At 42.9% G+C, this 23,100-nt stretch carries 15 protein-coding genes; 4 read left to right on the top strand and 11 right to left on the bottom strand.

The features are described 5' to 3' along the window. Positions 1–70: 70 nt before the first annotated feature. Together L0B17_RS08850 and L0B17_RS08845 are read right to left on the bottom strand one after the other, a co-directional pair. Entirely contained in the window at positions 71–2,149 is a 2,079-nt protein-coding gene (locus tag L0B17_RS08850; RefSeq protein WP_235089408.1) for an amidohydrolase family protein, read from the bottom strand. A 293-nt stretch (positions 2,150–2,442) separates the two neighbouring features. Beyond that, positions 2,443–5,874 carry a hybrid sensor histidine kinase/response regulator gene (locus tag L0B17_RS08845; RefSeq protein WP_235089403.1) on the bottom strand — a complete coding sequence of 1,144 codons (3,432 nt, stop codon included), beginning with the start codon at positions 5,872–5,874 and terminating at the stop codon, positions 2,443–2,445. A 278-nt stretch (positions 5,875–6,152) separates the two neighbouring features. Here L0B17_RS08845 and acs point away from each other — a divergent pair, with 278 nt between their 5' ends. Further along, positions 6,153–8,105, top strand: a complete 1,953-nt coding sequence (acs, locus tag L0B17_RS08840) for an acetate--CoA ligase (RefSeq protein ID WP_235089401.1) — start codon at positions 6,153–6,155, stop codon at positions 8,103–8,105. Between the two features lie 273 nt (positions 8,106–8,378). On the opposite strand, the gene L0B17_RS08835 is transcribed toward acs, so the two are convergent. Further along, entirely contained in the window at positions 8,379–9,893 is a 1,515-nt protein-coding gene (locus L0B17_RS08835; RefSeq protein ID WP_235089399.1) for a carotenoid oxygenase family protein, read from the bottom strand. Between the two features lie 36 nt (positions 9,894–9,929). Beyond that, a complete protein-coding gene (locus L0B17_RS08830; RefSeq protein WP_235089398.1) occupies positions 9,930–10,448 on the bottom strand; it encodes a DUF2141 domain-containing protein in 519 nt (172 codons plus the stop codon). Positions 10,449–10,637: 189 nt separating this feature from the next. Between L0B17_RS08830 and L0B17_RS08825 the strand changes: the two genes are divergently transcribed. The 3 genes from L0B17_RS08825 (at position 10,638) to L0B17_RS08815 (ending at position 13,726) form a co-directional block, all read left to right on the top strand. Further along, entirely contained in the window at positions 10,638–11,489 is an 852-nt protein-coding gene (locus tag L0B17_RS08825) for a LytTR family DNA-binding domain-containing protein (protein WP_235089396.1), read from the top strand. A gap of 50 nt (positions 11,490–11,539) precedes the next feature. Further along, the gene (locus L0B17_RS08820; protein WP_235089394.1) at positions 11,540–13,357 is read left to right on the top strand and encodes a DEAD/DEAH box helicase; all 1,818 of its coding nucleotides are present in this window, start codon (positions 11,540–11,542) and stop codon (positions 13,355–13,357) included. 108 nt (positions 13,358–13,465) lie between these two features. Further along, entirely contained in the window at positions 13,466–13,726 is a 261-nt protein-coding gene (locus L0B17_RS08815; protein ID WP_226414840.1) for a GrxA family glutaredoxin, read from the top strand. Between the two features lie 93 nt (positions 13,727–13,819). On the opposite strand, the gene L0B17_RS08810 is transcribed toward L0B17_RS08815, so the two are convergent. From L0B17_RS08810 to L0B17_RS08780, 7 genes are all read right to left on the bottom strand, one after another. Further along, positions 13,820–14,974, bottom strand: coding sequence for a DcaP family trimeric outer membrane transporter (locus L0B17_RS08810; RefSeq protein ID WP_235089392.1), 1,155 nt, complete (start codon positions 14,972–14,974; stop codon positions 13,820–13,822). 404 nt (positions 14,975–15,378) lie between these two features. After that, positions 15,379–16,269, bottom strand: coding sequence for a UTP--glucose-1-phosphate uridylyltransferase GalU (gene galU, locus L0B17_RS08805; protein ID WP_235089391.1), 891 nt, complete (start codon positions 16,267–16,269; stop codon positions 15,379–15,381). A gap of 136 nt (positions 16,270–16,405) precedes the next feature. After that, positions 16,406–17,755, bottom strand: coding sequence for an O-antigen ligase family protein (locus tag L0B17_RS08800; RefSeq protein ID WP_235089389.1), 1,350 nt, complete (start codon positions 17,753–17,755; stop codon positions 16,406–16,408). Positions 17,756–18,896: 1,141 nt separating this feature from the next. After that, a complete protein-coding gene (locus tag L0B17_RS08795) occupies positions 18,897–19,601 on the bottom strand; it encodes a hypothetical protein (protein ID WP_235089387.1) in 705 nt (234 codons plus the stop codon). A 6-nt stretch (positions 19,602–19,607) separates the two neighbouring features. Further along, positions 19,608–20,336: a tyrosine-protein phosphatase gene (locus L0B17_RS08790; RefSeq protein ID WP_235089385.1), complete on the bottom strand. Its 729-nt coding sequence runs from the start codon at positions 20,334–20,336 to the stop codon at positions 19,608–19,610. Continuing rightward, positions 20,336–22,567 carry a GumC family protein gene (locus L0B17_RS08785; RefSeq protein ID WP_235089384.1) on the bottom strand — a complete coding sequence of 744 codons (2,232 nt, stop codon included), beginning with the start codon at positions 22,565–22,567 and terminating at the stop codon, positions 20,336–20,338. The genes L0B17_RS08790 and L0B17_RS08785 overlap by 1 nt, the downstream gene beginning before the upstream one ends. Beyond that, entirely contained in the window at positions 22,567–23,100 is a 534-nt protein-coding gene (locus tag L0B17_RS08780) for a polysaccharide biosynthesis/export family protein (RefSeq protein ID WP_235089382.1), read from the bottom strand. The genes L0B17_RS08785 and L0B17_RS08780 overlap by 1 nt, the downstream gene beginning before the upstream one ends.

Here is a 23,100-nt window from a genome sequence, read left to right as displayed (position 1 = left end):
TTAAAAATACTCAGCCGTGACACCCTGAGTTCAGAATGCCACAGCCTAGCGAGCACTTAATTTAGCCTAGTTATTCAACAACTGTAGGTATTGCGGTAAAAGGCTTAATGCCAAACTCAGGGTAAACTTCACTAGGGAAATAAATAACCCCACCTTTAGATACCATAGCCACAGTTTTAATGGCACGAAGATCAGCTATTGGATCGCCTGGCACTAAGAAAAAGTCAGCATACTTACCCACTTCAATACTGCCAAGCTGCTTGCCATAGCCTAAGTAATTCGCCATATCGTATGAAGCCCGACGTAATACTTCGGCATTAGACATACCTATCTTTTTGAATAGCTCCAACTCACGATGCAGTTCAAAAGCACCACCTAAATCGGTACCGGGAACAATAAAAATACCTTTTTTATGCATCAATGCCAGTGTTTCAATAATTTTATCAAACGCTAAACGGTATTCCTTATCCTCTTGTTCATCGGCCACATTCAACAAGGCGACTTTCGCGCTTCTTTGCTCACCAACTGGCATATGGTCAATATAGTCTTTAACACCAACCCGCGTTTCACCGTTTCTAGCCGTTAAGCCTAATTCATGAATAACAAGTGTAGGATCAACCGCAATATTTTTTTCAACCATAGTGTTTAAGGTATGTTGTACTTTGTCGCTATTAAGATCTAAACCAACAAAACGCTTCATGCCAGTAATACGATAAAGCGTACGGGTATCTTCATCTTTATCAAGCACCCAACTTAGCATTGCTTGGTTTATATGGGTAATTTCGTCATACCCTGCGGCAATCATTTCATCTGCGGTTGAGAACGCTGGAACATGTCCTGTAACACGCATACCATGCTTTTTGGCGGCTTTGGCCATAGCTGGCACCCACTCACCATTAATCGAGCTGTATACTTTGATTTGAAAATAGTCGCCTTTTTCGCCATACATATTCACAAGATCAACCGCTTCTTGCTCTGTTGATGCCATTTCTCCCGTCGCCGCAGAAAACTCGCTTTTACCCTCAATAAAACCACTTTTGGTAATGCGTGGGCCAATAATTTGATTACTTTCAATTTTGTCGATTAATGAGTCCAGAATGTCAATTTCATTGCCCATATCTCTAACAGAGGTTACGCCAGCCAATACATTCAGTAAGGCGTCGTTATCACTCATGTGGCCGTGCATTTCATACAAGCCAGGGATTAATGTGCCACCGTTACCCTCAATTAACACCTCGCCCTCTTTTGCCGAATCAACTATGGCTTCAACAGCCTTAATCTTATCGTTTTCAAGCAAAACAGATTTAGCCGCAGTCAATTGCATACTAACAGGGTCAAAAATTCTAACGTTGTTAATCCGTATCGGCTTGTCATATTGATGAATCGCTTTTTGAGCAATTTTTTCGAATCGGCTGGCATTTAAATTAGCCGCTAGATCACTTAACAGCTTACTTTGTGCTTCTAATCCCTCACGAATAATCACCACGCGTGGCGATAAATATCCCAGCATTAACTGGTTGTCATCAAGGGCAATATAACTAGGGTCAAGGTCAATGCCTTTAACGGCATAAATCGTTGCATTAACCTTAGTGTTATTCGCATCAGTAAGCACAAGGTCGCTAACCTGACTAATTGTCAACTCGCCAGCAGGCAATGCAGGTAATGACAAGGTCGCTTGCCCAAGCAAAGCTTTAGCGTAGATATACAGCGCGTAAGGACTGGCGTTTTGTGCAATGAATAACGCATTAGGATTAAACTCAGCACTGCCACTTTCAGATAAACTCTGCCAGCTTACCTTACTACCTTCTACGCTAAACTGTTCATCCACCTCATTACCGAAAACCGTTTTACCGTTAATTTTCCAATTAATAGGGAAACCTTTATCAGACAGCTGTAGCACTTCTTTTGCACTGGCACCGCGACCGTTATTACTGAATGAAAAATCAATATCGATGTTTTGACCATCGCGATCAACAGTCATGCCACCCACATCAGTGCCACCAAATATAACGTTAAACTTTTCTTGCACAGGCTGCACAACTGATACTTTTTCGACGGGAACATCTGGTTGAGAACAGCCTGCCATCGTCATTAGCAGCAGGCTATACATCATTGATTGGAAGGTTTTTGACGGTATTTTAATCTGCATAGAGATACCTTTTTCTATTATTATTTTAAAAGTACGAAGAGTAAACAGCATCAATGCTTAATGCAACGTATTGGTATGGAATTATCACCATGCTATTCAAGCGATGAGGCCTTGAGCTTAAATAGCCTCAAATTAATCCATCATCCGCACAAACCCAGTTTGTTGTTCAACATTGCCAGCACGAATTTAACCTTGTAACCATTGCCAGATGGTGATGTCATCATAAACAGTTAACATAGTGTTCCTTAAAAAAGCATTGCTTAACTAAGTCATTAACTAAGTCATTAACTAAATCATTGCTTAACTAGGCTTGAAATTAGCGCTCTTAATGCCGCTGGTTTAATCATTTTAGCCATATAATGATAACCACGGTTTTCCACGTCTTCGACTAATTGTTTATTGGTGTTGGCGGTAATCAAAATACCCGGTAAGTGTTGACCATATCGGGCCCGAATACCGTCCATCGCATCAACCCCATTTTGATCATCATCAAGATGATAATCCGCTAACACAATATCAGGCGCTATGCCTTTCAGCCCTAACTTAATTCGTGCATCGGCTAAATTTTTAGCGCACACCACTTCACACTGCCAGCGAGTAAGCAATGACTCTAGCCCTGCAAGAATGGCTTCTTCGTTATCAATACACAACACTTTCACCCCCGCAAGCGGCTGCAATAAACTCGCGGCTGGCTTGGTTTCAACCTGGTGCACGGTTTGTCCTAGTGGCACTTTGATGGAAAACATCGAGCCTTCACCCAGTTCTGAGGTGACATTAATTTCATGCCCCAGCACTTTACTTATCCTATCGGCAATCGCCAACCCTAAGCCTAGACCGCTTACGTTGCGACTACTTGGGTGATTAAGCCGCTTAAATTCGCGAAAAATCTCTTGTATATCGTCTTTAGCAATGCCGCAGCCAGTATCAAATACCTGAATGTCGATGTATTGACCTTGTCGACGGCAGCCCATTAACACTTTACCTCCACGGGCATAGCGATAAGCGTTAGTCAAAAAGTTTTGTAAAATACGCCTTAATAGCGCCGGATCTGAGTTAACGGTTAATGTTGAGCGCACCATATTAAAATTAATCTGGCTGTCTTGCGCCATCGCATCAAACTCAATCGCAAGAGCATTCAGCAACTCTCCAATAGCAAAGTCACGACGATTAACCTCAACATTGCCTGAATCAAGCTTGGAAATATCAAGCAAATCTGTCAACAACTCACCAGCGGTTTTCAATGAGCTGTTTACGTGGGTTAAGGTTGTTTGTGCCTCTAAATCTAAATTGGGGTATTGCGCTAATGACGCGGTAAATAATCTAGCGGCATTCAAAGGCTGCATAAGATCATGTCCTACTGCGGCTAAAAATCGCGTTTTAGAAGCATTAGCTAACTCTTCCTGGGCTTTAGCCTCCAATAATTCACTATTTAGCATGGCCAACTCATAGGTACGGGATTTAACTCGCTCCTCAAGGGTTTCATTGGCTTCTTTTAAGGCTTTTTCCTGCAAACGATATTGGGTAATATCGGTAAACGTCATCACAAACCCACCATCTGGCATAGGGTTACCTTGAATCTTAATGACTTTACCGTCCCGCCTTTCGCGCTCAGACGTATGCGGGGTCCCATTACGCATATGCTGCACCCGTACACTCACTTGCTGTTCTATATCGCCCTTGCCACAAAAACCTCTGGCGGCATTAAAGCGCACCACTTCACTGATCGGCATACCTTGTTTTAAAAAGTTTTCAGGAAACTGGAACAGCTCTGCATATTTAAAATTCCACGCCATCAGATTAAGGTCTTTATCCACCACGCTCATGCCCTCATAGGCATGCTCAATTGCGCCGCGCAGCATATCTTGACTAAACATAATTTTAGATGATGCTTCATCTACTAAACTGAATACTTCATCTAAGGCTAAGTCCCGCCCTTGCATGACCGAATCCATCACTAACTTGGCACTGGATGCTCCCAATATACCCGCTAACATATGTTCGGTATGGGCGATAAGTTCGTCAGGGGCTGCTTTATGCCAGCTATCACTTTTAACTGCATCAGGGGAGAATCGGCTAAAACTTTCATATGCCCGCGTGGGGCTAACAAAGCGGCTAGCAAGAATTAACAAATCCTGCTGGGCAATAGGGCTTTGGCGCTTATTATCATTTTGTTTTAAATTCCAAGGTTTAACAAAATTGCTGGCTTGAATACGTTCAGCAACTCCTGTTCTAAACCATAGCGAGCCCAATACATAACAAATAATATTGGCTAAAAGTGCAATAAGAGTATCGCTAACATTGGGTTTAATTGACTCTAAAATCCCTTGATTGGCGCCAAAATGGGATAACGCACTAACATCATTGCTGCTAAAAAACAGCACGTAACACCATAAACTAAAGCCCACTCCTAGGCCCAAAAACACTCCACTTCGATTACCGTATTTCCAATACAGTCCACCAATTAATGCCGGAGCAAGTTGGGCAAAGGCGCCAAACGACAACATGCCTAAATGTGACAGCGAATCGCTATTAGCCAAGGTTAAATAGCTGAGGTAACCAAAGCCTAGAATTAACACTATGGCCAAACGTCTGGTATTCAATAATAACTGTGAAAATTGGCTAAAGTTCTTTTTTCTTATCTGACCTGTGCGTAACATAAATGGCACCAGCCATTCGTTACTGATCATCACACTGATGGTCACTACCGCCACAATCACCATCCCAGTGGCAGCCGATAAAGTCCCTAATAATGCAATAACAGCAATAATAGGCTGCTCTAACGCTAACGGCAGGTTAATCACATAGGTATCAGCAGCAACGCTGTCACCCAATAGTAACTTCCCAGCCAGCGCTAACGGCGCAACAAAAATGCCAAACAAGGCTAAATACACCGGAAAAATCCAACGGGCTTTTTTAAGCACCGACTCGCCACCGCACTCCACCACCATCACGTGAAATTGGCGTGGCATACATAAAAAAGCCGCCATACCCACAATTAATTCAGGCAATAATGACTCTATCCTTAATTGCCCAAACTCAATCAAATCACGTTCGCTAGCTTGCTGCCAAATATCGCCAAAACCATCAAAATAGCCAAAGCTAATCACTATGCCCACCAGCAAAAAAGCGGTCAACTTTACCAGTGACTCAAACGCAATAGCCACCATCATGCCAGGATTATGCTCAGTGGCATCGAGTTTTCGAGTACCAAAAAGAATGGCAAATACCGCCAGAATAAAGGTGATCAATAACGGTACGCCCTGGGGATTAAGCGGCGAATCTACCGGTTGAAATAGGTTAAGCGAAAACACCATAGCCTTAAGTTGCAGCGCGATGTAAGGCATGATACCAAACAAGGCAATCAGTGTGACTAACGCGGCTAATAACTGCGACTTACCATAGCGGGCTGCTATAAAGTCGGCCACTGAGGTGATATTTTGTGCTTTAGACACCACCACCATTTTACGCAGCAAACCAAAGCCAAAGGTAAAAATGATGATCGGGCCAACAAATATGGGTAAAAATGACCAAAGGTCATTTGCCGACTGCCCTACCGTGCCTAAAAAACTCCACGATGAGCAATATACCGCCAGACTGAGGCCATAAATCCATAGCTGCACTTTTTTGCTAATTTTGCCATACCAACGCTCTGCGCCCCACGCCAAAATAAATAAAAGCGACACATAACACAGGGCAATAATTGCCACAAAAAGGGTTAAATTCATAACGCGATTCATTACCTTTAATGATTGAATGAGTCTTGCGATATCATTCTTATTGTTTTTTAGTTATCTTTTCAAAGCCTTCAACATTTGTCGATTAAACAATCAATATTATGCTGTGTCATTAAACTCACCACATAAATACATAATTGAAGCTCAGCTTAGCACGTGCAACAGGTTAAATAATAAGGACTTTCTCAAACTAGACCAAGGTCTAATAGTGTTACAAGCCTGTTGCAGACGATACTTTCATCACGCAATTTAAAGAAAGGGAATCCCCTATGAGCTCGCAGTCTCTCTACAAAGTGCCTAGCGCTATCGCTGAAAATGCACTGGTCAATAACGATCAATATAAAAAAATGTACCAGGAATCTATTGTTAATCCAGAAGGTTTTTGGAGAGAACACGGTAAACGCATTGACTGGATAAAGCCTTACACTAAGATAAAACAAACCTCGTTTGATGACCATAACTTATCAATCAATTGGTTTTATGACGGCACATTAAATGCCTCAGCCAACTGTTTAGATCGCCACCTTGAAAAAAATGGCGACACTGTGGCCATTATTTGGGAAGGCGATGACGCGAACGAACAGCGTAAAATCACCTATGCAGAACTGCATGCCGATGTCTGTAAATTTGCCAATGCCCTTAAAGGTCAAGGTGTGGTTAAAGGTGATGTGGTCACTATTTACATGCCAATGGTGCCTGAAGCTGCGGTAGCTATGCTGGCCTGTGCTCGCATTGGCGCAATTCACTCTGTGGTTTTTGGCGGTTTCTCACCAGACTCAATCGCCTCTCGGGTGATTGACGGTAAATCTAAAGTGGTGATTACCTCTGACGAAGGTGTTCGCGGTGGACGTAAAATCCCTCTCAAGCGCAGTGTTGATGAAGCAATAGCCAGTCCAGATGTGGATTGCGTCGAAAAAGTCATTGTCCTCAAACGCACTGGTGGCAACATTGATTGGGTAGAAGGCCGCGATATTTGGTGGCACTCATTAATGGACGTTGCATCTGAGCATTGCCCGTATGAAGAAATGGGCGCAGAAGACCCGCTATTCCTACTTTATACCTCAGGTTCAACCGGTAACCCTAAAGGTGTGTTGCACACCACGGGCGGTTACATGGTTTACGCCTCAATGACCCACGAATATGTATTTGATTATAAACCAGGTGAAGTTTACTGGTGTACCGCCGACGTAGGTTGGATTACTGGCCACTCTTACATGGTTTACGGCCCATTAGCCAACGGCGCCACAGTGTTAATTCATGAAGGGGTGCCAAATGCGCCAACACCTTCACGTATAGGTGAAATGATTGACCGCCATAAAGTCAATATTCTGTATACCGCGCCAACATTAATCCGCGCATTAATGGCTGAAGGTAAAGAACAATTCAGTAACTACAAAGGTGATTCACTGCGCATTATGGGCTCGGTCGGCGAACCGATAAACCCTGAAGCATGGCGCTGGTACCACGAAGTGATTGGTAATGAGCAGTGCCCAATTGTTGACACCTGGTGGCAAACCGAAACTGGCGGCATTTTGATCAGCCCATTACCAGGCGCAACTGATACCAAACCAGGTTCAGCAACCCGACCATTCTTTGGTGTTCAACCTGCACTGGTTGATAACATGGGTGAAATTGTTGAAGGCGCAACTGAGGGTAACTTAGTTATTCTTGATTCATGGCCAGGACAAATGCGTACCATTTTTGGTGATCACGACCGTTTTGCACTCACCTACTTTAAAACCTTCCGCGGTATGTACTTTACCGGCGATGGTGCTCGCCGCGATGAAGACGGTTACTACTGGATAACCGGTCGAGTGGATGATGTCATTAACGTATCAGGTCACCGCTTAGGTACAGCTGAAGTTGAAAGCGCACTTGTGGCACATGAACTAGTCGCTGAAGCCGCTGTTGTAGGTTATCCGCATGATATTAAAGGACAAGGCATTTACGCCTACGTCACTTTAATCCGCGATATCGAACCAACTGAAGAGCTACGTCAAGAGTTACGTCAGTGGGTTCGTAAAGAAATCGGCGCCTTGGCTACACCTGATTTAATTCAGTGGGCAACCGGTTTACCTAAAACCCGTTCAGGCAAAATCATGCGTCGTTTCTTGCGTAAAATTGCCGCAAACGAAGTGACTAACTTAGGGGACTCTTCAACCCTGGCAGATCCTGCGGTAATTGACACCTTAATAGAATCTCGTTTAAACAAAACCGAGTAACAATAACAAGAGTTGAACAGTCCCCCCAGCTGTTCAACTCGCTTACGCAGTAAAAAGCGTAACAATCAACACAGTAAACAACGCGATGCTTATTGCCATTATTTGATTTCCATCCACCTAAGAGAATTCTAACCAGTTTCTCTTTTTTACCCCTCTTCATGAGGGGCTTTTTTTGTTCTGCTTTTCGCTAAACGGATTTTTCGGAGAATTAGCTAAGGGAATCAGTTAAGCAAATTAGCAGCAAGTACATATCGAAATAGTGTTAAATACGTACTAGCTGGCAACAAAATTACCGTGAAACCCTAGTGGCAAATGATAAGGCAACCAGGCTCTAGCTAATGGCCCTGATGCTAAATCATTAGCGGCAAAAATATTCAAACAAGTGCGTTTTGTGGGCACATGCAACGCAGTACCCATTAAGTAACCACTGCCTTCAACGCCTTTAGGGCAAACACTCACATGCTCTTCTACTAGATAATCATCACCAAAATGATAATGCTGCGTAGCGCCGGTATCAATATGCAAAGACGACAAGGTATCGCTCCATAAGCTGCTCTTTTTGGCAGACAAGTGATACAAAGACTGATTTTTTAGGCCAACAAGATGATCGCACACCCGCGGAAACTCACTGCTGTCGCCCACCGTTTGCATATGATAAGTGCCATCAATATACAGACTAAATAAGGCTGTTTGCGCCTTTACACTTGCCTGCGACATTTTACCTTGCATCACATTAGCCAGCTTATGCAGCACATCAACATTAGGATACAAGCTAGCGTCAAAATGAATGGTGCCATTAGCCTCTTCCCACGCATTACCATAATGAAAAGCAAAACCCGCGGGTAACTCAAAGCGTTTGGTTACGTTAAGTGACTGCTTATTGATCACCAACACACTCATCGGAATATCGCTATTATATTGGGTACGGGCAAAGTGACCTTCAATCGCTTTATCAACAAACAATGACGGCAAAATGATTAACACGCTCTTATCGGTAATCAAAAAATCATGCAACATACCGCCACGGTATTGGCTGTTAATTAGCCCCGCATTTTTAACTTTACCATTAGCCGCTAATTGATAAATCACCACCCGACCTGATGGATGCAAACCAAAATTCCAAATATCTCCATTAGGGTCAATTTTAGGGTGCGCTGAAAAAGGTAATCCTTTTAAACTGTTTGCATATTTTGACCCCGCGCCCAAATTAACCTGTTGAGTATATTGCATTGAATCTCGGTCAATTTTTGTCGGTGAGCCCGCCTCCCAAAGCGCCCAAAGATCATCACCCACGGCAATAATATTGGTATTGGCGGTATTAACTATATCACCGCTGGTCACAGGTAAAGCATCGGCTATTTTGGTATCAGGCCCTGAATACACAAATTGCTGTGCCTGCTGCTCTTTAGCAAACTTAGGCGTGTTAATAAATTGGCCTCGGTGGACTATTTTTTGGTCGCTAATATCAAAACGCTGCAACATACCGTCGCCTTCAAAAGCATGTAAATAACGATTATCACCACGCTCATACTTTGCTGGCCCGTTACGATAAAATTTACCGTGTAAATCGGCGGGAATGCGCCCCTCAATCGCCAGGGTTTGCGACTCAAAATTAGCTTCAACATTAGCAAAACCGATTAACTCAGGGTGCTGTGCCAGCGCCTGATTAAATTTCTGCTTAATATTAACCACAGTAGGAGCAGAAGATGCCAATGCATTCACTGCACCGGGCAACATGCTTGATGCCCCTATTACTCCCACCCCTTTTAAAAACTGTCTGCGTTGCATGATCATCTCCAAAATTGTTATCTCAAAATGGATCGGTTAATAAATGATTTGCGTGTGGTTAATCTGAGTCGCTGCATCTTCGGTGATGCTGAAAGCGGCCTCCTGATAAGCTACCAGGCCATAATCAGGTTTGGCATTGTTAGAAAAACCATAACCTTCTGACGGCATGCCAAATAAATTGGTGTCTAAAGTGCCGTTATTATTCTCGTCCTGAAAAAATCGCACAGCATATTCACCCGCAGCAACATTGCTAAAAGCCACAATGTTATTGCCCGCTTTAGCCTGAATATAAGTCGCACTTAGCGCATTGCCACTTAAGTAGTTAGCTTCACCGCTAAATAGCTGCACATAAATCTTACTTGGCTGGCTATTTACCCCTGCAATCTCAAGCTTAATATCTGCGGCAAAAGTGGATGAATTAACCCACATTGATGCAAATAATACTGAAACTGCCAATAATGATGATTTCCCCATATTGTTGCTGTAGGTTTGAGTTAATCGAGTCGCTGCTTTATGGGTGAATAATCGATCCAGTTTTGAAGTAAATCTAGTCATTGTTGTATTCCTATCGTTTATGATAAAAGTATTATTGCAATGGGTGGTTAGCGCTGACATAAGCCGAGCCAATCTCGCCATTGCTTCGTGTTGAAAAGACGATAGAATGGAGCGATAAAAAATCAAAGTGGCTTTTCGTAAAGTGACTCAAAAACTTCGTAAAATGTAACTAAAAAGGAATGTGTACCTTTGACGAATCGTGAAATACCCTTAAATAATCAACAACTAAAACCTAAACAAACTAAACTAAAATTATTTCAGCAACTACTTGTTGTGGTATTAATTGGGCTATTTATCGGCTTTATGCGTCCTTTTGGTATGGATCAATACACCCTATTTTTGTCGATGAGTTATTGGGTGTTTACCTGCCTTTGTGGCTACTTAATTTATATGCCGCTGATTAGTGTAGGCCATAAATACCTCGCAAAAAGCGTAACCACTCCCTGGCATCGGGTAGCCATTTCATCACTGTTAGCCAGCTTAGTAATGAGTCTAATTGTGCCTTTTATTGGCTGGTTGTTTTTTGATCACACGTTACAGTTAAATCACCATTTTTTACTCGCACTGCCTAACACTCTCGTGATAGGCAGCATAATTACCTTTACCAGTATGTTACAAAACCATCTTCACCATCAAAAACAGCAACTTGAGCTGTCAAAGCTAGTCATTGAGCAATCAAAAAAGGTCATTGAACAGCATCAACAAAGTCAAGACGTCAATACCATTCAAATTGAGCAGTTTATGGCGCTATTACCGCTAGAAAAGCGCGGGCAATTACTGTGTTTAGAAATGGATGACCACTATTTAAAAGTGCACACAGACAAAGGCCAGCATATGCTGTTAATGCGCTTAAAAGATGCTTTGGTGCAGCTAGAAGGGTTTCCAGGTTTACAAACACATAGATCCTGGTGGGTTGCAAACCAGGCTGTGGTGTCGGTGAGTAAAGAAAATAGAAAAATGTCATTGTTGTTAAGTAATCATCTCGAAGTGCCGGTTTCTAGAACCTTTGCCGAGGCGGTTAAAGCAAACTTAGCCCTATAATCATGATATTATCTGGCCACAGTTAACCCAATGCATATTGAACCTAATATTTGAAAGCTTCTACTGACAAACCTGCTTTGCAACTGCGTGATTACCAGCAAGACTCGGTTAACGCTGCCATAAAGCACTTTCGCAGCAGCCAACAATCGGCAGTATTAGCTTTGCCAACCGGCGCAGGTAAAAGCATTGTTATTGCTGAACTGGCTCGTATCGCCAACGGCAACGTATTAGTGCTGACCCACGTAAAAGAGTTAGTGGCGCAAAATGCTGAAAAAGTCGGTTTACTCACTCAAGCTGCCAATATTTACTCCGCCGGATTAAACCAGAAAAAAGCCAACGGTAAAACGGTTGTCGCCAGCGTACAGTCAGCGGCGCGGGCATTAGATAAGTTTGATCAGCCCTTTTCACTGGTAATTATTGATGAATGTCATCGGGTCAGTAATGAAAAAACCAGCCAGTATCAGCTAATTCTGCAGCACTTAAAAAAGCAAAACCCAGCTATTAAAATTTTAGGCCTTACCGCCACCCCTTATCGCCTAGGTATTGGCTGGATATATCATCACCATTACCACGGCAAAATTGGCAATACTGACACTGCAGTGTTTGATAAATGCATTTTTGAATTGCCCATGCGCCCGCTGATTAAACAAGGCTTTTTAACGGCGCCTAAGTTATTTGATGGCCTCAGTGCCCAGTACGATTTTAGTCAACTTGAACCGACAGAAACTGGCGATTTTAGTCAGCAGGAAGTGGAATCAATACTTAACCACCAAGGCCGCGCGACAACCGCGATAGTGAAACAAATAGTGCAGTTGGCTAGCACCCGTAAAGGGGTGATCATTTTTGCAGCAACCGTGCGCCACGCGCAGGAAATTATCGGCTTATTAAACAAGCTTATCGACAATACCGCCACGCCAACCAAAGCCGCATTAATCACCGCCGCCACGCCGCATCATGAGCGCGACACCATTATCGACGCCTTTAAAGCACAGCAAATTAAATACATAGTCAATGTGGCGGTGCTCACAACCGGCTTCGACGCACCCCATGTCGACTTAATTGCCATTTTAAGGCCTACGGCATCGGTTAGCTTGTTTCAGCAAATGGTTGGTCGTGGGCTGCGTTTAGCGCCAGGTAAAGCCGATTGTTTGGTGATTGATTATGCCGCCAATGGTTTTGACCTGTATTTTCCTGAAGTGGGTCAAGCCAAACCCAACAGCAAGTCAGTGCCCGTACAAGTACACTGCCCCGTGTGCCAGTTTGCCAATACATTTTGGGGATTAGTCGATAACGACGGTGACATCATCGAACATTTTGGGCGTCGATGTCAGGGGTTAGTCCTGGCTAAAACCGATACATTTAATGCCGCTACAGATAAACTAGATGCGAAGCAACAGTGTGATTTTCGTTTCAGGTCGAAAGTGTGTCCAGACTGCGGCGCCGAAAATGATATAGCAGCACGCATTTGCCAAACCTGCAGCTCAACATTAATCGACCCTGACAAGCGCTTAAAACAAGTATTACAATCACAGCATCATCACTTATTTAAATGCCAGGAGATGCTAATCAGCCAAAATGAGCAAGGCCTGCTGGTGCGCTACCTTGATATTGAAGGCAATGACTTTAAACAAAGCTTTAAGTTTGATACCCCAGCACAAAGAAAAGCCTTTTATGCGGTATTTGTCATTAGCCACACCCGCACACCGGGCATGTTACATCCGCGATATGACAAAGTAGAACAGGTATTAAGTGATCAAAGCCGATTTAGAAAGCCCGACTTATTGCTGTTAAAAAAACAAAAACATCACTGGAAATTAATTGATCTATTTTTTGACTATCAAGGTAAACATAAAACAGATTTCAGTTAGCTTTATTTGGGTTAGCTTTATGTGGGTTAAGCTAAATTCATTTAATCACGTTATCATTTGCAAAAAAGTTGTGTTATAAACACAGCATCTAGCCAAGTAGGAGTTACTATGTTTGTTGTTATTTTTGGCCGTCCAGGCTGTCCGTATTGTGTCCGCGCTGTTGAGTTATCTGAAAAATTAGCCGCACACCGTGAAGATTTTAAATTCAAGTATGTTGATATTCACGCTGAAGGTATTTCTAAAGCTGACTTATCAAAAAGTGTCGGTAAAACAGTAGAAACAGTGCCACAGGTATTTGTTGATGAAGCGCCAATTGGTGGCTATACCGAATATGATCAATATGTTCGTCAACATGGTCTACTAGACTAAACGGTTGAATATAAAATAATAAAAAAGGGCCATAACAGTGTTATGGCCCTTTTTTTATCGGTTATCTTATTGATTAACCCGAGCTAAAATCACTTAAAGTACGTATTTCGCCGAGAATATAATGCGATTTAAATCGCCGTCAGTGCCGTTTTCTCGCTCGTTCAATGCCCGCATAAACTCAACACCAAAAGTCACTGGCTTAGACGGTGAATACAGTAAGTTAATATAGCTTGAGTAGGCTTCTTTATTGACGCCACCGCCGGTTAACACGGCATTATTGTCGGCAGAAAATCCTGATAGTGTCACACTAGTACGCCATTGCTCATTCCACCAGTGACGATAAGCAGCAAAACCACCATAAGAGGTAATAGTTTCAATCTCGCCATTAGCATCTAATACCCCAGCGTTAACATAGTTTAATGCCATGTAACGGCCTAAACCTTCACCATAGGTTGCGGTAAATTTAAAATCATCTTTACCCACCGGAATAACACCCGCAAAACTCACACCATAACCCATTTCGCTGGCATCAAGTTGCGTTCCGCCTTGTACCTCTTCAATGTTCAATTGACGCACAATACCCGCTAATGAATACGCAGCACCGCCACCAGAGGTAAAGTTGTAACGGGCCACCACATCAGGAATAACGCCACTGCCGCTGGTAATACGACCGCCACCACCATTTGGGGTTAAAGTTGTTTCAGGGTTTTCTAACGCAAACTGAAAATTGCCGCTGGTATATTTAATTAACGACTGACGCACAAATGGCGTACCGTCTGCAGCACCAACAAAATCTAAATTATCGGGTAACGCACCAGGGTTTTGAAATGTGGTCCAGGTTTGACCAATCGTCCAATTGTCATAGCTGACAAAGGCATGACGAATCCGCGGCGAATAGCTGTTGGATACACGCTCATTACCGTCGGTATGGGTCATAAAGTCTAATTCGATAAATCCTGTTAAAGAGTGACCCCCTTCCATATCAGTAACGGTTTTAAAATTGAAGCGAGTTTCACGTGCTTGAAAGTCAACAACCTGCTCACCACTGCCTTCTTTACCGTAAATAGTGCCAGGTACATAAAATTGGCGCGATAAGTTGCCCGACTCAGGTGCGCCATTGCCATAGTCACTGAACATCACATCAGCTTTAATATAGCCACCAAACGTCATGTCGGTATTAGCTTGCGCCGTGCCTGCCATAGCTAGCATTGCCCCAGAAATCAATGCAGCCAGTTTTAAGTGTTTCATCCATGCTCTCCAAATTATTGTTTTAATCCTATGCAATATGTCTTAATTAACAACAAGGAAACATTAGCAATAGGTCTATAAGACAAAAGTAGAGCAACGTAAACAAACCCGTCATAGCAGGGACTGTATTTTCAAAGTATTAGCATTAACCGTATTGAATAAAATAATTATTGGCGAATTTTTCAGGAGGATAGTGATAGTTGAAGTGATAGTGGAAGTGATAGTTGAAGTGACAGAGAAATGAATCAATCGATGCGTAGCTAGATGTATACCTAGAATGGTTAACACAAAGTGATGACTGACACTATCGCAAAGACTAAAGTTGCTGTTGCAGTTGTCACCATAAAAAAGGCCAATGCATCGATTACAGATGCATCAGCCGATTAAGTTAAATATAAAAGGAGTTATCGGTACTCTTCTAATAAACCAGCGAGTTCATTTTTAAATGCGCTGCCCAGTTTAGGGTCGCGTATGCCGTATTCAACAAAGGCTTTCATATAGCCAAGTTTATCGCCACAGTCATGTGACTTACCTGTCATATTGAATGCTTCAACCGTTTCTGTGGCAATTAGCATATCAATGGCATCGGTTAACTGAATTTCATCACCTGCACCAGGAGGCGTTTTAGCCAGTAAGTCCCAAATTTTTTCAGACAACACATAACGGCCAACAACCGCTAAATTTGACGGTGCTGTGCCAAGTTCAGGCTTTTCAACCATGTTGAATATTTTAGTTGAATCACCAGGGTTAATCTTTTCGCCGCCACAATCGGCAATACCGTACTTATTAACCTGATCATCCGGTACTGGCGCTACCATAATTTGGCTGGCCAGTGTTTCGCGGTAACGAATTAACATAGACGCAAGGTTTTCAGTGCGTTGATCAGCTGAATACGAATCTAAAATCACATCCGGTAACACAACCGCAAACGGGTTGTCGCCAATACACGGTTTAGCACACAAAATAGCATGTCCTAGGCCTTTAGCCTCACCTTGACGCACATGCATAATGGTCACGTTTCTAGGACAAATTGACTGCACTTCATGTAACAACTGACGCTTAACCCGCTTCTCTAGGGTTGATTCAAGCTCGTAAGATTTATCAAAATGGTTTTCAATCGCATTTTTACTGGCATGGGTTACCAACACAATTTCTTTCACGCCAGCACTAACACATTCATCAACAATGTACTGAATAAGGGGTTTATCCACCAATGGCAACATTTCTTTAGGAATAGCCTTGGTTGCTGGCAGCATCCGTGTACCTAATCCAGCAACAGGAATAACAACTTTCATACATGTCCTTATATAGCGTATTGCTAATTAAAATAAAATTGATAATTTATAATCACTTACATGAGTCAACTTAGCCAAAGCCCTTAATCTCACAACCTAAAAGCTAGAACCTAGAACAATAACTTAAGGGTAATTTTTATTGCAGCTTAGATGACAAGTCAGATGGCCGCTCTGTGGGTAAATAACGCACCAACCAGCACAGGGTTAATATGGTTAAAAACAGCAAGGTATTCGCCGGAGACTGTAAATTAAAGTCAACCGTACAATGAATCATCATATGCACAATTGCCATTGCACAGCCAAATGCAATCCCTTTGTAAAGCTTATTATTGCGTAAATACATGGTTCGGCAGGCTAGCCACAAACAATATATTATCCACAACCCAAGTGACGCTGTGATGACAACCCCATATTCTACCGCAAATTGAACATAATCATTATGGGCATGGTCATAAAAACCAGAATAAGGCACGGTTTGATATTGGGGAAAAACAGTATAAAAACTGCCAGCGCCGTTACCAGTTAACCAGTGTTGTTCAATAATTGGAATACTGTCACGCACCACATCATCGCGGGTTTCTGCCGCAAACGAGGTATCTTCAATGCGCTGCTTAACCTTTTCTACCCCAAAAATAGATCCAACAATAATCAGATCTAAAATAAAAATACTGATCACCAACGGCTTTAACATTTTGGGCGGATTACGATAAATGATTAATGCCAGTAAGGCTACGGTAATTAACGCAGTAAAAAATCCGGCGTTACCCATGCGTGAACGGCTTAAAATCAAACCAATAATCATAATCACAATCGCCAGACGCAAAATAATTTTACTGCTTATTAGGGTTTCAAACACACCTAACATAAAAGCCCTAAAATCAAACTGGCTTGAACGGGTTGTGGCTAACTCAGATATTAACCAGCCAAATGCAATGCTAATCGACAGGGCTAAAAAGTTAGCAAAATGGTTTTGATATACAAATGATCCTCTCGCTCTGTCGCCATCACTAATACCAAATATTGGCGACTTTGGTAAGTCCAGTAAATTCAATACACTGCCGTAAAACGCTTGAATACAGCCAGACACAATAATCGCAATACACACCCAACGTAGCAGTTTTGCTGACTGACAATGCACAGCTAACAGGTACACAAACAAGCCAAAGCACAGAGTTTTAATCAACTGCTGAAAAGTCTGAAAGCCATCAACCGTATCAATACCCGTGACAAAACCTGTCCATTGTAAAAAGGTAAACAGCAACAATAGGCCTATCGGCAGCAAGGCATATTTCTGCCATGACTGGGTAAATAAAGGCTGCTTACGCACAACACAAAAAGCTAAGTGCACAATCGACAAACTAATTATGTAAAACTCAAAAATAGACCAGGCCCAAATGCGATTACTGGCCAGCGGGATGGGTATCCAAATAATAAGCAAACAAAGTGCAACAATAAAAAAACTATTTCCTAGTAAAGAATGTTTCATAAAACGTTAAATAACCTTGTTGGCTGCAAATAAAAAAACCGAGTCTGTTGATACTTATTTTGCCGTCATCCCCGAGTGCTTTTATCGGGGATCCATTCTTGGCTTTAGCCGTTAGAACCAGTGCCAAAGCTTTAGATCCCGCCCAGAAGCATTACCAGGATGACGTTAGCGTGCATCCCCGAGTGCTTTTATCGGGGATCCATTCTTGGCTTTGGCCGTTAGAACCAGTGCCAAAGCTTTAGTTCCTTTTTACCGTCATCCCCGAATGCTTTTATCGGGGATCCATTTCTGGCTTTAGCCGTTAGAACCAGTGCCAAAGCTTTAGATCCCGGCCCAGAAGCATTACCAGGATGACGTTTCCGTCATCCCCGAGTGCTTTTATCGGGGATCCATTCTTGGCTTTGGCCGTTAGAACAAGTGCCAAAGCTTTAGATCCGCCCAGAAGCATTACCAGGATGACGTTTCCGTCATCCCCGAATGCTTTTATCGGGGATCTATTCTTGGTTTTGGCCGTTAGAACCAGTGCCAAAGCTTTAGATCCGGCCCAGAAGCACTACCAGGATGACGTTACCGTCATCCCCGAATGCTTTTATCGGGGATCCATTCTTGGCTTTGGCCGTTAGAACCAGTGCCAAAGCTTTAGATCCCGGCCCAGAAGCATTACCAGGATGATGTTATTGAACTAGATCCCGCCCAGAAGCATTGCCGGGATGACGTAGTAAAAGCCAGTTTGCTATGCTTATTTTGCCGTCATCCCCGAGTGCTTTTATCGGGGATCCATTCTTGGCTTTGGCCGTTAGAACCAGTGCCAAAGCTTTAGATCCCGGCCCAGAAGCATTACCAGGATGACGTTATTGAACTAGATCCCGGCCCAGAAGCATTGCCAGGATGATGTTACCGTCATCCCCGAGTGCTTTTATCGGGGATCTATTCTTGCTTTAGCCGTTAAAACCAGTGCCAAAGCTTTAGATCCCGCCCAGAAGCATTGCCGGGATGACGATATCTTGTGCACTACCAGGATGACGTTATTGAACTAGTTCCCGGCCCAGAAGCACTACCAGGATGACGTTAGCGTGCATTTCCGGATGACGTTATTGAACTAGTTCCCGGCCCAGAAGCATTACCAGGATGACGCGTTAACCTACATTTTTTTACACAAGGTATGTTCTATCCAGTTGGTTGTACCCTTTGGTAGCGTGTTTAACTGGTGGCTAAGGTAGCTGCAAACTAAAGGTTTTTTCTGATATGTAGCAATAACCTGCACTAAATGACGGCGGGTGTCATATCCCATTATCGCGGCGGTTTTTAACATTTCAAACACTAAATACTTGTCTTGCATACTTATACCGTCCCAATGGGCAAAGCCAACCGACAATACTTGTTGCACCACCTCTGGGGCAAACTGGCCATAATCTAGCCCTGCGCGAAGCTGTTCGAAGGCTAGGTCTGGCCTGTCTTGGTAAAATGCTAAATTAAATGCGTAATCGCTATAAGCCGCGGGCCAGTTGTGGCGCAAGTTTAGTGCTCGGCTAAATAAGTGATTAAATTCATCATTAGAAAAAGCATCAAAACCTGAATAAACGCCCCACTCCATCACTTTAGCCAAGGTAATGCCGTAGTGCGGGCTAGTATCATTTAGGTTATACGCTTTGGTAGCTGCCGCTAAAGCATCACGGTATTGAGGTTCATCAATAACGGTTTTAGCTTGCCACGCTGTAAGGTAATAATTGGATTTAAAATGGTAGGCGCTCGCAACGCCCTGGTTAAACACTAAGGGCAGTAAACTCACTAGGCCGAATAACAGCACTAGCAAACAACACTGGCGAGCATAAAGGGTTATCGACATAAAATATTAATCATTAAATAAACAAGCAGAAATTAACGCAGGCGTATTAAGGGTAACGTCATCAGCATACTGTTTATCGGTTAACTCACACACTCTTTGCCATGCCTGGGCAAGCTTAGGTGGACGGCGCGATATACTATGGCAGTCAGACGCCATAATGGCGTAGCGCTTTTGTATAATCCATGTTTCAGCCAAGGCTTTAGCCGCATCACTCATATCACCCAGTAACGAGGCGGCGGTTAGTTGTAATAAACAGCCTAACCTCTCAAATAACTCAATGCGTTCGGGGTGGGCTTGTAGCTCTCTATTTCGCTCAGGATGAGCAATCATAGGCAATACATTTTTAGCTAACAACCAACTGACTAATTTATCTGTGCCAGGCGGAATATGACTGCTGGGTAACTCAAGCAATAACACATTTTTACCGTCAAACTGACCAATAAAAGGCAATTGTTGGCGCTCTATAAAAAACATGATTTCAGGGCAAATGCGCACTTCGGCAGCGGCGTGAATTTTTACCTTACCCCCGCTAAGTGCATACTCTTGTTGCAGTAACTTAAATGCTGCGGTAATTGTGCTGATATTATTATCAAACACGCCCAAATGAATATGTGGCGTGGCCACCATATGGGTAATACCTTGCTGTTCCGCTAGTTCAATTAATGCTAAGGCTTCGTCAATCGACTTAGCCCCATCATCTATGCCAGGTAAAATATGACAATGTAAATCAAACACTAGGCCGGTTTTCCATCAGTTTTTGCATTAGCATCCTGGCCATAGGCTTCATAGTAGCCATAGTGTCCATAATACTGGCGCGCTTCGTCAGTATTAAATTGGTTTAATACCACCCCAAACACCTTACCGCGGGCTTGAGTTAACTTAGCTAATGTCAGCTTAATGGCTTCGGTGCGAGTATGATTTGCCTTAACAACCGCAACTACCGCATCACAATGTGATGATATAACCAAAGCATCGCTCACCGCATGAACCGGAGGGGTATCAATAATAATTTTGCTGTATTGACCTTTTAACTCAGCCAACAATTCAGCAAATTTAGGCGATGACAACAGCTCTAGCGGGTTTAACGGTATTGCCCCTGCTGGCATTAAATCAACATTCGGCCTCACGTTTTCAACAATACACTGGCTTAATGCATCGGTACCGGTAAGGTAGTTGGCCAAACCATGTTGAAAGCTAGGTAAACCAAAACGCATACCCATATTAGGTTTACGCATGTCGGCGTCAATAATCAGTACTTTTTCCATTGCTGAATAAGCAAAGGCTATGTTCATTGACACAGCGGTTTTACCCTCGTTAGGAAACGAAGATGTCACCTCTATTACCGACAAAGGCTCACCAATGGCTAATAACGACAGTGAGGTACGAATCGATCGCACACTTTCAGCATGTAGGCGTTTTTCGGGGTCAAAAAAGGCAAAGTTAATTTTTTCAAAGGCTTCTTTTTTAGCGGCTTTAGGGATATAACCCAAAGCACGTTGCGACAATTGCTGCTCAACATCAGCGGTAGATTTAATGGTGTCATTCAGTGCATCAAACACTAATACCAACACAATACCTAGGCCTAAACTGGCAACAAAGGCTAATACCACAATCAGCTTTTTCTTCGGTTTAATCGGATGTAATGCAATAACAGCATAGTCAGTAAAGCGTGCTACTGGCGAGTCAAAGTCACCGGTAACTTCAGTTTCTTTTTGACGCGATAAAAAGCTTTCAAATAACTGACTATTAGTCGCTACCTCACGCAATAATCTGCGATAGTCGGTATCAACTGAGCTTAAATTTTGAAACGAGCCTTTAGACTGACTAAATTGCGCTTCTAGGGCTTTCAGTTTTTGGGTAGCAGATTGTGCTTCATCTTCAATACCTTGCACTAATCTACCAATCTGAGTGCGCAGGTTTTGCTGCACTGTAGCTAACTCAGCATTGGCGCCGATCATTTTAGGGTGCTTAGGGCCATAAACCTGCGACAGTTCAGACACTTTACGCTCAACTAAAATCACCTCTTTTTTAACGTTTTGTACCGACATATGTGAGGTCACTTCAGGCAAGCTTTCTAGGCGGCCAATGTCTGACTTACCATACTGCCTAACTACCGCCAAAAAGCTTTCTGCCTGGGCTTTGGTTGATCTAGCAACGGTAATTTCATCACTTAAGCGCTCAAGCTCTTTTGCATCTAACGCAGTTACCCCTTCAACGTCAACTAGGCCGTTTTGGGTTTTAAACAATTCAAGCTTTTGCTCAGACGCATCTAACTTTATGCGCAAGTCTTCTAACCGCCCGCCTAGCCATACGTTAGCTTTTTGGGTCATACCTGACTTAGCTTCCAACTGGCTAACAATATAAGCATCGCCAATAGCATTAGCCACAGCAGCGGCTAATTTGGCATCTGGGCTGTTATAGCTAATATTCACTAACTGAGTTTTACGCACTGGCGACACGCTAATATTTTGCATAAAAGCATCAACTAATTTCTGCTTTCTAATTGCATCATTAGGCTCAGCCTCATTATCGTCATGAGGTAAAAAATCGAACCAGGATATAACCTGTGACTTTATCTCTGACAAGGCTGAAGGCTTAGCTTCAAAACTAGGGTGATTAATTAAATCTAATTGGTTAAATACCCGCTCAGCAATAGAGCGCGACTTAATAATTTCAAACTGGGTTAAATAGTATTCCTGTTGGCCAGAATTAATACCATAAACTTGCTCAATTTTAATCGCCTTCGCCTGTTCTGATTCAATCAACAGCGTCGCGGTTGAGCTAAAAATAGGTTGTAAGCTAAACACCACAAAGGTAGTTAACGCGGTAATTAATATTGCGAACGATAAAATACGCCACTTTGACTGCAATACCGGCTTAATTAGCTTGCGTAAATCAATCAATTGCTCACCGGCTTTCTCTGGTGAGTTAGACTCGTGTAGAAATAAATTGGCTTGCGATGTCATTAAAAAAATCTCTGTTCAATGGTAATAGTATCGCCAGCGCTAATTTGACTATTAATAGTACCGTTCACTAAGTCTGACTTAGTGCCTTCGCGCGAGATAAAAATTTTATCTCGCGAGGCACGCTCGGTAAGGCCCCCTGCCAAAGCAACAGCCTGATTAACTGTCATGCCTGGCTGGTAGGGGTAGCCACCTGGGGTTTTTACTTCACCGTGAATATAAAATGGTCGATAAAGCACAATGCCAACAAACACATTAGGCTCAACCAAATAATCCCCTTTTAAACCTTCATATACCAATTCTTCAACTTGCTTTATCGACAAGTCTTTAATCGAAATGGTACCTAAAAAAGGGTAATTTACCTTGCCACTATTGGTAATTTGCGTTTCAAGTGTCAGGTCGTCTTGTCCAAACACTTTAATTACAATGGTGTCACCTGCACCTAGGCGATAACTGTCATCAGGTACTGCAGCAGACGTTAACGGACTTAACAGCACCAGCAAGGCAAACAAACACGGAATAAAAAACCACTTCAT

The sequence above is a fragment of the Shewanella sp. OMA3-2 genome (genome assembly GCF_021513195.1).
Taxonomy (GTDB): domain Bacteria; phylum Pseudomonadota; class Gammaproteobacteria; order Enterobacterales; family Shewanellaceae; genus Shewanella.
This window is presented reverse-complemented; position numbering and strand designations above follow the sequence as displayed.